Source organism: Terasakiella sp. 4MB5A (genome assembly GCF_050058155.1).
GTDB lineage: Bacteria > Pseudomonadota > Alphaproteobacteria > Rhodospirillales > Terasakiellaceae > Terasakiella > Terasakiella halodenitrificans.
Window position 1 is genome coordinate 2,099,406 of record NZ_CP188815.1, and the last position, 11,858, is coordinate 2,111,263.

Below are 11,858 nucleotides of genomic sequence, written 5' to 3' on the forward strand. Positions count from 1 at the left end.
TGTTATGTTTGTGAATATTGGCAGCCGATTGTTAACGGTCGCAGCATTGATTGTTATCGTGACGTTTACGGCATTTATTCTTTATTTTGATTTTAATCAGCGTCAGGCTATCCGCAGTACTTTGACATCCGATTTGGCAGAGACATCAGAATTGGCAACCAATACCATTTCAAATTGGATTGATATCAGGCGCCGTCTTATTGAAAATTTTGGACAAGTCATTAATGAAGGGGATAGTGTTGATTTGGTGGCGAACTTGGCAAACCGTCCCGTTATGGCCCGCACATTCAAATATGCATATTTTGGTGATGCACAAGGAGTCATGACGATGGCACCGCCGGACGAATTGCCGGAAGGCTACGACCCACGCCAACGTCCATGGTATAAAGATGCAATTGCAGCACAAAACGCCACTCTGACAGAGCCTTATGTTGATGCTTCTTCGGGAAGCTTAATTGTAACGACTGCATACCCAATCGAAAAAAACGGTAAGGTTTTAGGTGTTGTGGGTGGTGATATTGATATTACCGATTTGGGTGATTTAATTCGCAGTGTTGATCTTGGCGGTATGGGATATGCTTTTCTTGCCAATGACAAAGGAACCGTTCTGATCCATCCGGATGTTAAAAACACCCTAAAACCTGTGACCGAAGTCTTTCCTGAAAATACGCCGAAGGTAGAGGAAGGGAACGAGCATATTCTGGATAGTGATCAAAAAGAGCTTTATTTGTTTAAAAAAGTAACCGGTTTGCCCAGTGTCAATTGGTATCTTGGCTTTGCCATAGATCGAGATAAAGCCTTTGCAGCTCTATCTTCATTCCGCAGAACAGCTATTATTGTCACTTTAATTGCTGTTGGTGCCATTATCGGTCTGATGGGGGTTTTGGTTAAAACATGGGTATCACGCCCGGTTTTGAAAATGGCAGGTGCTATGAGCGAGCTTGCCAATCGTAACCTTGATATATCTATCCCCCAAAGTTCTTTTAAAGATGAATTAAGTCAAATGTCGGACGCACTCGGTGTCTTTAAGGAAAACGCCATAAAGATGGAAGAATTGTCTCGTGAAAATGAACAAGCCAGCGTCCGAATGGCAGAAGAGCGTCGTAGAACATTAAATGACATGGCTGATTCTTTTGAAAGAAAAGTCCTTTCCATTGTTGAAAATGTCGCAAGGTCATCTGAACAAACACAAGATGTTGCTCGTCGCGTTCAAGAAAGTGCAGAAGAGTCCAGTCAAAGGGCCAATGTTGTGACCAATGCAGCAGAGGAAACAACACAAAGTGTGCAAACTGTCGCAGCAGCAACAGAGCAACTGTCTGCAGCAATTCGTGAAATCGGCGGACAAGTGACACAGTCAATTGAAATTGCTCGCCAAGCTGTTGAAGATGTGGAAAATACCAATTTGACCATTACGGAACTAGCGGGAGCTGCGGACAAAATTGGTGAAGTTGTAAGTCTTATTCAAAATATTGCAGGACAAACGAATTTATTGGCGTTGAATGCAACAATCGAAGCCGCACGGGCAGGGGAAGCCGGTAAAGGGTTTGCCGTGGTCGCCAGTGAAGTCAAAAACTTGGCAACACAGACAGACCGTGCAACTGGTGACATTCAGTCCCAAGTTAGCGGTATTCAAATCAGCAGCTCGGACTCTGTTAGTGCAATCTCAGCTATCAGCCAAATTATGGGGCAAATCAGTGAGTATGCCAGTGCAATTGCTGCAGCTGTAGAACAGCAAGGGGCTGCGACACAAGAAATATCAGACAGTGTTCAACGTGCGGCATCCGGTACGCAGGAAGTTTCCAGTAATGTCACGGCTGTTTCTGAAGCATCCAATGCCTTGCGCGAAGAAGCGAATAGTTTATTGACGGCATCAAATGAAATGCTTTCTTTATCAAATCTTTTGAAAGCAGAGGTTGTTGATTTCTTGTCCACTGTCCGACGTAACGAGTAATATCAAAGCGGTGCAAACGTAAAAAAAACCGCCAGAGAGGAGGCGGTTTTTTTATAAGTTCTTTAGGAACCAAGCCCTAAAACATCTGATGTAAGCTGACCTGTGGTATAAAGCACCGTGTAAATGGCAAGGCGGTGATCGTAAAACAGCTCGGCATATTTAATCTTGGTTTCGTAAACTTCTTTTTCACGGTCTAGTACGTTCAAAACATCCACGCCTTCGGCGCCGTTCTCGCGTTGTTTCCGTGTATCCAAGAAAATTTCTTCCTTAAGGATTACATCGTTTTCTTTAAGTGCCAGACGTTCTTGATTGGTTTCCAGCGTATGCCATGCCTGTCTGGCAGCTTCTATGGTTTTACGTGAAGTATAATCATAAGTGCTTTTGCTGGCAGCGTAATCAAATGTTGCCTTCTTCATCGCGTATTCAGTTGAAAAACCACTGAAAAGGTCCCAATTTGCCTCAACTAGGACTGAATAGTCACGACGAACACCAATGGTCGCATTTTTATTTTCTTCAAAATTCATCGATCCAACCAGATCAACGCTGGGCATATATTCAGCATAAATGCCCCGTTTATTTTCATTTGCGATTTCAGATGTTAAATCGGCTTTTTGCAGATTTGGGTTTTGCTTCAATGCCAATTGGACGGCTTCATCCAGGCTTGTCGGCAATAAATTCATCGGTGGATTTGGATCCAGCATGGCGGCAATATCCGGGGCATGACCGAACACTTGCATGAACTGGTCTGCGGCACGCGCCAGATCACCTTCATAGCCGACACGTGTGTCTTTAGCTGTTTGTAAGCGAGATTTGGCGTTTAAGACATCAATACCAATACCAGAACCACGTCGGACGCGTTCATCTTCCAATTCCATTTGGGTTTTAATATTGGCTTCATTTTCACGTGCATATTCAATACGGCGAGCTTGTTTAAGGACTTCCAGATAAACCGTAATACCTTCAATCAAAAGATTTTGCCGTGTTGATTCTTCACCTTTTTGCGTTTCTTCCTTGGTCAAGGTTGCGCTACGAATGGCTGAATCGGTTGCATAACCATCAAATAAGTTTTGGGTTACTTTCACGCCAGCTACAGATCGCATGAGCGAGGAATCATCTTTTCCGTCAGAGTTGGCTCGCTCGGATGGATTTGTGATCCACTCATACCCATAATCACCAGTGAAGGCGACGGAGGGCAGATTAGCAGACTGTTGAACTTCTATTTCTTCTTCAGCGCCCTTTGTGGTTTTTGTTGCAGCTTTTAACTGCGGGTGTTCAACCAACATATTGCTGAGTTCAGATTCCAAACTCGCTGCGTGCGATGTCGTTACGTTTGCAACACAGAGCAATGCCCCTAAACATGTCCCTAAGAAATAATGAGCCCTCACAGGACTTCCCTCCAGCCAATAAGTATACTTTAACGCGGATTTTAGTGCGATACAGTCAATCCGTCAAACCTTATTGGTGTAATAGGTTATGGTTTCATGTTTAAAAAAGGGTTTATAGTTTCAGTTTCACTTCAACAATGTCTTCTTCGATGATTGTTTTCGCTTCAAACCCCATTGCTTTCACCATTTCGAGCATGGTCCTATTTTCTCGTAAGATTTGTCCAGTAAAGTAAATCGTACCGCGTGAACGACAATAATCAATCATTTTATTGAGCAGTTTCCACCCCAGTTTTTGACCTTTCAGGTCTGAACGAACCAAAATGGCATATTCAGCATCTTCGTTATTTGGGTCAGTCCCCGTTCGCACAACACCAAGTGTTTCCAGATGGCCATCTTTTTCGTTCGGGGCTTGTGCAATAAAGGCCATTTCCCGATCATAATCAATTTGGGTTAGGCGAGCCATTTCTGAATGTGGCAATTCACGAACAGAACCAAAGAAACGGAAACGAATGTCTTCTGGTGAAACATGGGTCATAAATTCTTTGTGGGCGGGTTCATCTTCCGGTTTAATCGGCCGGATCAAAACTTTGCGCCCGTTGCGCATCGTAAACTCTTCTTCCAGAGATGCAGGGTAGGACCGTATTGCCAGTCGGCGGTTTGGATGCTTATGGGTTATTTTTTTGATCCGCATCCGGGAATCGACCGCCAATGCGCCAGACTTGGATGCAAAAATGGGGTTCACATCAAATTCTTGTATTTCAGGGAAATCAATGCAGATTTCAGAAAGTTCGATTAACGCCTGACAGAGGGCATTGCGATCAATTGGCGGCGTATCCCGATAGCCTTTCAACAGTTTATTGATTTTAGTTCTGGAAATAAGATCGTCAGCCAATCTCATGTTTAAAGGTGGTAAGGCAATGGCACGATCAGCAATGATTTCTGTTGCTGTTCCGCCTTCACCGCAGAGTAAAACAGGGCCGAAAACAGGGTGATGCGCCATACCTGCAATCAATTCATGACAACGGGGCTGATGAACCATCTTTTGAATGATAAAGCCTGTAATTTGTGCTTTTTTGTTGAACTTTTGGACGCGGCTACTAATGGCTTTAACAGCCTCTTCGACAGCGCGTTCATTTTCAAGGGACAAAACAACCCCGCCCACATCTGATTTATGCACAATGTCAGGAGATAGGATTTTAACAACAACGGGAAAACCAATTTCAGCTGCGACTTTTTTGGCTTCGCTTACGTCTTTTGCAAGTCGTGATTCAACAGTATCAATGCCATAGGCCCGTAGTATTTTTTTAGTATCTGTTTCTTTTAGCCATGTTTCACCGTTTTCAAGGGCTTCATTAATGATTTGGCGAACTTCTGCACGGGCTGGCTTAATATCAGCGGGGACACGCTCTGGTATTTCCATCAATGTCGTCTGGTTTTTCAGATATTCAACAATATGCATAAAAGCAGTAATGGCCATTCGGGGAGAGGAATAAGCTGGAATAGCATTTTCTTCAAAAATCTGATGGGCCTCTTGAACCGTTTTTTCGCCAACCCAACAGGTTAAAATATTTCCTTTTAGTTTTTTATGCATTGCAACTAACTGACGCGCACTTTCTGTGCTGTTTTCCTGAATATTGGGCGAATACAGAAATAAGATACAATCTGCTTCCTTGCTTTTTTTCAAGATTTCATAAACTTGTGGGAAATCCTGCGCGCGACATCGAATACCGGTATGGTTGGTTTTCGATAAAACATCACATTTACCGATGATATCATTTAGTTTTTGATGTGTTTCTTCTGAAAGGGTCGCAAGTTTGCCATTGCTTTCCAGTAGATGATCTGCCGCAATGAGATTAAGTCCCACACCGTTTGAAACAATCGCAAGCTTATTGCCTTTAAAGGGTTTTGTAACCGACAGGGTTTCCGCACCTGCAAAGAGTTCCGCAATGCTGTTTACCCGTAACATACCGGCACGTTTAAAGGCCGCATCATAGACCAAATCACTGGCAGCCATTGCCCCAGAATGAGATTGCGTTGTCAGGTTTGAAATATCATGACGGCCTGATTTCATAACAAGAATAGGTTTGTTGCGCGCAGCAGAGCGTGCAGCAGACATAAAATTTCGATGATCCTGAATGGATTCCATATATAGAAGGATTGCACGGGTAAAAGGATCACTGCCGAGATAGTCAATAATATCGCCGAAATCGAGTCCTGTACATTTCCCAATTGAAATAAAGTGGGAGAACCCCACACCATGTGCATTGGCCCAATCCAGAACCGTGCTCGACATCGTGGAGGATTGGGAGACGTATGCGATTTTCCCCCCTTTAATGGGAAGGTGATGCGTGCTTGCATTTAAATTTTTACCGGGAACAACCGCTCCCATACTGTTTGGTCCCAAAATGCGCATGCCGTACTTTTTATGAAGTTCACCTAAAAAAGCCGGTGTTTCTTCGTCAATGCAACTGGTTTGATGGCTCACGAGAATAGCCGCTTTCACCCCCTGTTCCCCAAGGGTTTGCATTGTCGCTTCAAGTGTTGCAACTTCCGTACAGACGATGGCAAGGTCAGGTGTTTCTGGTAGGGCAGGGATATCACGATAGGTTAAGATGCCGCCAATGGCCTTATAATCAGTACTTACCGGCATGATGGGGCCCTGAAAGCCACCTGTTATCAAATTTCGAATAACGACGTTACCGCATTGTCCTTCCTCGTTTGTTGCGCCAATAACACAAATAGATTTGGCGGCAAACATTTTATCGAGATTACGGATTCCCATTGCCCTTTTCCCCCATTTGAAAAAGCAAATATTTACAGATATATATTCGTGATTCGGCAGGGTATCTAATATCAGAGTAAAAACAAGTTACAAAGATGGGACAGTGCTGCGCAAAAAGCGCATGGCTATTGTCAATCTATCTATGATTCAGATTCAAAATCTTCTTGCAGAAGTTCTAAGCTTGGAATTGTCACTTGGCGACCTTTAAAGATAGCCAATTGATCTTCTTCCAGTTTTTTAATTGTACGTGCAATTGTTTCCGGACGTGTGCCGATGGCGGCAGCTAATTCCTGTCGTGATAAGGGAAGCTCAATTACAACTTCGTCATCATCGCTTTCGTTACTTGAATAACGTGTTTTAAGGCTGAGAAGCAGGTGTGCCAGTCTTTTACGAACAGGCTGCGTGGTCGTCAGAAGGTATAATTCTTCAATTTCACGTAAATCACGTGCAACACGTCGAGTAAAGCGTATAGCAACATCAGGCGATTGAGATAACAAGTGTTCAAGGCTGGCGCGTGGAATGAAACAGAGTTTGCTTTTTACTAAAACCTCAGCCGTTCCGGCATGCCTCTCGTTGGCCAAGAATGACCGATGCCCAAAGGCTTCACCTGGCTGAACCAAGCGAACGACGGCAGAGTTACCATTGACATCGGTTTTACGAATGGCAATCAAGCCAGATTTCAGGCAATAAACACCTTCACATCGATCACCTTCAAGGTAAATATTTTGTCCGATATCATAAGTACGATGAGTGCGTTGCAAGCGATCAGATTCAAGGCCGGAACGGGCGAGTCCGCATAAAGAGGAATCGTCTTTTCCTCCCCCACAGGTACCGCATTTTGTCACGGTGATCGGTTTGCCTTCTATACCCACTTTGCCTCTCAACGACGCTCAGCTAATTTTTTCAATGCCTTGAATGACTTCTTTTAGTCATTCTCTTTATTGGTGAATTACATCTTACTAACAATTTAGCGAAATGAAATAGAAAATTGATCTATGTCACGTAAAATCCCTCAATCTGAAATTGGAGGGTGAACAATTTTTAATTGCCTCTATCAATGTTAAATGGAATAATTGGGATATTGATAGGACCTAAAGATGCTTACCACTTCCATTGAAGATTCTGTTACTCAACTAGACGAAATCGATAACTTACAGGATTTTAGCACCTTTCTTCTGGCGCTAAAAGATCGTCTGGGGTTTGACCATTTTACCTATGCGATTTTTAATTCTCCGAATGTTAAAATTAGCGACCCCTTGGTTACGTGCAGTTACCAAAGCGAATGGTTGGATTATTATTTCTCCGAAGATTGTATAAATTGTGACCCGATTGTTCGGGCTGCGCAAAACTCGCATACGCCCTACATTTGGGAGAAGTTAAAAAAAAGTAAGACAGAACAAATATTTATGGACCGTGCACAAGATTTCGGTATTTCAAATCGTGGTATGACAATTCCCATTCGTCGCGCAAATAATGAGTTGGCGCTTGTCAGCGTCTGTGCAAATGCAAATCGTGATCAATGGAACGACCTGATGAATTACAGTGTTCCTGTGGTTCGTTTTATGGCCGATTATTGCCATGACTCTTTTATGGAGAAATTCACTGAAGAATCGGGGGAGAGTGAAAATATTAAATTAACCACAAGGGAACGAGAATGCCTGTTGTGGACGGCGCGGGGGAAAAGTAATTGGGAAATCGCAAATATCCTAAATGTAGCTGAGCGTACGGTGACTTTTCATATCGGAAATGCTTGTACAAAGTTAGGTGTGAATGGTCGTTTTCAGGCCACTGTCAAAGCGATTGCACACCATATTATTTATCCATAAAAAAACCTGTAGGATTCTACAGGATGATTTTTATTTCAAAATACTATCTAATTTCCCTCAAAATTTATGAATATGGGGAGCGGATAGATGACAGTTGTAAATATTGATGATTACCGGGATTACACGCCTTTTGAGCGTATTTCAGCAGATGAACTTATCCAATGCATCGGTTACCTTCAAAAAGAGGCTCGTAAATCTGGTTTTAGTGAAGTTTCAGACCTTTTAGCGCTGGCGAATATAGCGACTACAGATTTATTAAAAAAATAAAAAACAAAGGAACGGCTTTTCTAAGGCCGTTCCTTATGTTTTTATTGTGACTAACCGTTAACGGTTTCACTTTCAGCAATGGCGCGTACAACATCGATCACACGTTTACGGATAACTGGATCCTGTAGACGTGAGAATGTACGAACCAATTCCAAAGTCTGACGACGGTGTAGTGTCAGGTGTTCTTCTGGAATATCACTTTCTGCGGTTTCGCCTTGATACCCTGGGAATGATTCGCGCACGCTTTCCGGCATATCTTCAAAAAAGAAAGATACGGGAACATCTAACACATTACCAAGTTGCCAAAGCTTGCTGGCGCTTACGCGGTTTGCGCCACGCTCATATTTCTGAATTTGTTGGAATGTCAGACCAATGCTTTCACCCAGCTTACCTTGGGTCATACCCATCAGTGTACGGCGCAATTTAACACGTTGACCAACATGCACATCGACCGGATGTGGGGTGTCGCTTCCACGTGTGCCCGGTAAAATATCATTTGTAGCAGTTTTTACCATTTTATTTTCCTTTAGTTACTCGGCTTTTTCAGTTTTCTATCCCCATACGATAGTAAGTGACAACCTCTATCAACTTGGGTTCGGTTGTATTATAACGAGACATTATTCGTTTGTCTCGCAGAAAACGCAATCACAAGTGGTTTATTACCTATTTTTTTGGGCGTTAATACTGCGCTAGGTCTATATACGTAGTATTTTACGCTCAAAATTATTAAAAGTACCATTGATAAGGGTAATAAAAAAGCACTCCCGCATAATGCTGAGAGTGCTTTTTAAATTGGCTCCGCCTGCTGGGCTCGAACCAGCGACATATGGATTAACAGTCCACCGTTCTACCAACTGAACTAAGGCGGATCAGAGCTATAGCCGATGATTACATCCAGAACCAAATTGGCTCCGCCTGCTGGGCTCGAACCAGCGACATATGGATTAACAGTCCACCGTTCTACCAACTGAACTAAGGCGGATCGGAGATCGTGGAGGCGCGGAGCGGATTCGAACCGCTGTTCACGGATTTGCAATCCGCTGCATAACCACTCTACCACCGCGCCAGATCCAATCACTTCGGTTTGGCTGTAACCATCGGCGGAGCGGAAATTAGTCGGATGACCTCTCGCGGTCAATCCATTTTTTTCATTTTTTTTCATTTTTTATGAATTATGGCTAAAAAACTGGGATTTATTCGTTCTACACCATTGTCATAGAAGCGAATGCGGATTATAAAACGGCACATGAGATGCGCAGGTTGCTCAAAATTTAAGTCATCCTGTTCGTAATCGACGAGTTTATTGATTTAACACTTTTTACGGTGCCACTATGGATTATGCGCTTTCCCGTTCGAATATGATTGAAGGTCAGATAAAAACCAACCGGGTCGCCGACCCTTATGTTTTGGATGCCATGGGTGCGGTTCCCCGTGAGGTGTTTGTACCGACATCCAAAAAAGGTGTCGCTTATGTTGATGACGCACTTGAGGTTGGTAACGGTCGTTTTGTGCTGGAACCAATGGTTCTTGCCAGAATGTTGGAAACTGCCGAGTTGGATGAAAACGATATTGTTCTCGATATTGGCTGCAACACTGGTTATTCAACAGCTGTTCTCGCAAAAATCGTTAGCATGGTGGTTGCTATCGAAAGCGATGAAGAACTTGCGACAACTGCAACAAACAATTTAAGCCAAATCGGGATTGATAACGCTGTGGTCGTCACCGGAGACATGGAAGCAGGCGTTGAAAAGCAGGCGCCTTATAATGTTATTCTCTTTAACGGCGCAGTTTCAAATGTTCCGGATTCCATTAAAAATCAATTGGCAGATGGCGGGCGATTGTTGGTGATTGAGCAAGGCAAATCAACAATGTCCAATGTTTGCGTATATACACGCAACAATGATATTTTTTCAAAACACGATATCATGGAAGCGGGCGTTGCAAGCTTGCCAGGTTTTGAGAATAAAGCCGCTTTCACTTTTTAAGTGTTTGAAAATAATAATTAAAATGCCTTGTTCGACAGTGATCGGGCAAGGCATTTTTTTTGAAAAAAGATTTACCTGTATGTGAGGTAATTCACTTTTTTAGCCTTGTAATCGGTTGTAAAGAATTAGTTTAGAAAATTCTGTTAAAAAACATTAATTTACAAGTGTCTGAATCCTTTGCCTTTCATGTTGCAGATGGTTAGACTGTGCGAAACTTAATATAAGTATTATGGGTAATGAAATGAACCTGAGAAAAAACTTTCTAATCGGCGTTGCCTTAGGCGCGATGGCTTTTAGTTCGCAAGCGAATGCCGAAACACTTAGAGAGGCTCTCGTTAAAGCATATATGAACAATCCCGCGCTTAACTCTGAACGCGCAACGGTCCGGGCGACGGACGAAGGTGTTTCTCAGGCGTTAGCCAATTGGCGCCCGGAAGTCATATGGACGGGAACGGTTGCCAAGGAACGTAATGACAATAATTCCCGAACAGGTTCAAATCGTGAGCAGACATTGACACCAATGACGAGCTCTTTTGCTGTAACCCAGCCTTTATTCCGTGGTTTCCAAACCGAAGCAGCAACTGCTGAAGCAGAAGCAAAGGTCGATGCTGCACGTGCCCGCTTGCTGGAAAAAGAACAAGAAATCTTAATGGATGCGGTATTGGCCTATTCAAATATTGTTCGAGATGAGGCCGTTCTTGAACTGAACCGTAATAACGAACAGGTTTTACGTCGCCAATTTGAAGCAACAAATGATCGTTTCGAAGTCGGGGAATTAACCCGTACGGACGTGAGCCAAGCCGAAGCGCGTTTTGCCAAAGCAACGGCAGACCGTATTCAGTCAGAAGGGGACCTCGAATCCTCACGTGCAACTTATCAAAAAATAATTGGTGAAATTCCGACCAAACCGATTCCCTCTCCTTTGCCAAGCGATATCCCGACAACGGTGGAAGAAGTCATCGAACGGGCACAACAAAGTAATCCGACTTTCTTAGCGGCTATTGCTGATGAAAAAGCTGCAATGGAAAATATCGAGGAAATGGCCGGTAAATTGTTACCGGAACTGAATTTAACCGCGTCTACGGACACAGCACTGGAATCGTCTTCGCGTAACAGCCGGTCCGAGTCGGCAAGCATCGGTCTGTCTTTAAAAGTTCCGTTCTATCAAAAAGGGACTGTGTACTCGCAAGTTCGTCAGGCTAAGCAAACAGCTGCTGAAAAACGCATGGACATGGAAGAGGCCCGTCGCAGTGCTGTGGAAAGTGGCCGCACCGGTTGGGAAGGTCTGGTCACCGCGAGAGCGCGTATTCAGTCTTTCTTAGCACAAATTCGTTCTGCTGAGGTTGCACTGGATGGTGTTCAACGCGAAGCCGCTGTTGGGTCACGTACCGTTCTTGATGTCCTTGATGCGGAACAAGAATTATTGGATGCTAAAGTAAGTTTGGTACGTGCACAACGTGATGAATTGGTTGCAGTTTATGAATTAAAGCAGGCCATTGGGGAATTGACGGCAGAAAAATTAGGGCTGGACACCGGGATTTATGACCCGAAAGTCCATTATGATGAAGTTCGCGACGCATGGATCGGTACATCGTCTGTCGGCGATGTTGACGAAAAAGAATAAGTAGATAACAATTCATTAAGGTGAGGACGCGTATAATA

9 protein-coding genes and 3 tRNA genes are annotated in these 11,858 nt (G+C 43.6%); 5 read left to right on the plus strand and 7 right to left on the minus strand.

All coding sequences use genetic code 11. The features are described from left to right. Positions 1-4: 4 nt before the first annotated feature. Complete coding sequence (locus tag ACI0FF_RS09605) at positions 5-1,951, plus strand: methyl-accepting chemotaxis protein (RefSeq protein WP_419796652.1); 1,947 nt, start codon at positions 5-7, stop codon at positions 1,949-1,951. A gap of 62 nt (positions 1,952-2,013) precedes the next feature. On the opposite strand, the gene ACI0FF_RS09610 is transcribed toward ACI0FF_RS09605, so the two are convergent. From ACI0FF_RS09610 to ACI0FF_RS09620, 3 genes are all read right to left on the minus strand, one after another. Next, positions 2,014-3,336, minus strand: coding sequence for a TolC family outer membrane protein (locus tag ACI0FF_RS09610; protein WP_419796653.1), 1,323 nt, complete (start codon positions 3,334-3,336; stop codon positions 2,014-2,016). A 112-nt stretch (positions 3,337-3,448) separates the two neighbouring features. Further along, on the minus strand, positions 3,449-6,118 hold the full coding sequence (locus ACI0FF_RS09615; protein ID WP_419796654.1) for a GNAT family N-acetyltransferase: 2,670 nt from the start codon (positions 6,116-6,118) through the stop codon (positions 3,449-3,451). 140 nt (positions 6,119-6,258) lie between these two features. Beyond that, entirely contained in the window at positions 6,259-6,990 is a 732-nt protein-coding gene (locus ACI0FF_RS09620) for a Crp/Fnr family transcriptional regulator (RefSeq protein WP_419796655.1), read from the minus strand. A gap of 225 nt (positions 6,991-7,215) precedes the next feature. Between ACI0FF_RS09620 and ACI0FF_RS09625 the strand changes: the two genes are divergently transcribed. Continuing rightward, complete coding sequence (locus tag ACI0FF_RS09625; protein ID WP_419796656.1) at positions 7,216-7,944, plus strand: LuxR family transcriptional regulator; 729 nt, start codon at positions 7,216-7,218, stop codon at positions 7,942-7,944. A gap of 87 nt (positions 7,945-8,031) precedes the next feature. After that, entirely contained in the window at positions 8,032-8,211 is a 180-nt protein-coding gene (locus ACI0FF_RS09630) for a hypothetical protein (protein WP_419796657.1), read from the plus strand. Positions 8,212-8,261: 50 nt separating this feature from the next. Here the strand turns inward: ACI0FF_RS09630 and ACI0FF_RS09635 are convergent, their stop codons facing one another. From ACI0FF_RS09635 to ACI0FF_RS09650, 4 genes are all read right to left on the minus strand, one after another. Next, positions 8,262-8,726 carry a helix-turn-helix domain-containing protein gene (locus tag ACI0FF_RS09635; protein ID WP_419796658.1) on the minus strand — a complete coding sequence of 155 codons (465 nt, stop codon included), beginning with the start codon at positions 8,724-8,726 and terminating at the stop codon, positions 8,262-8,264. Positions 8,727-9,004: 278 nt separating this feature from the next. Further along, a tRNA-Asn gene (locus tag ACI0FF_RS09640) sits at positions 9,005-9,080 on the minus strand. A gap of 37 nt (positions 9,081-9,117) precedes the next feature. Further along, positions 9,118-9,193: transfer RNA gene (locus ACI0FF_RS09645), tRNA-Asn, on the minus strand. 10 nt (positions 9,194-9,203) lie between these two features. Continuing rightward, positions 9,204-9,277 (minus strand) — tRNA-Cys (locus tag ACI0FF_RS09650). A 265-nt stretch (positions 9,278-9,542) separates the two neighbouring features. Here ACI0FF_RS09650 and ACI0FF_RS09655 point away from each other — a divergent pair. Together ACI0FF_RS09655 and ACI0FF_RS09660 are read left to right on the plus strand one after the other, a co-directional pair. Then, on the plus strand, positions 9,543-10,196 hold the full coding sequence (locus tag ACI0FF_RS09655) for a protein-L-isoaspartate O-methyltransferase family protein (protein ID WP_419796659.1): 654 nt from the start codon (positions 9,543-9,545) through the stop codon (positions 10,194-10,196). A gap of 241 nt (positions 10,197-10,437) precedes the next feature. Then, positions 10,438-11,820: a TolC family outer membrane protein gene (locus tag ACI0FF_RS09660; RefSeq protein ID WP_419796660.1), complete on the plus strand. Its 1,383-nt coding sequence runs from the start codon at positions 10,438-10,440 to the stop codon at positions 11,818-11,820. The last annotated feature ends 38 nt before the right edge of the window (positions 11,821-11,858 follow it).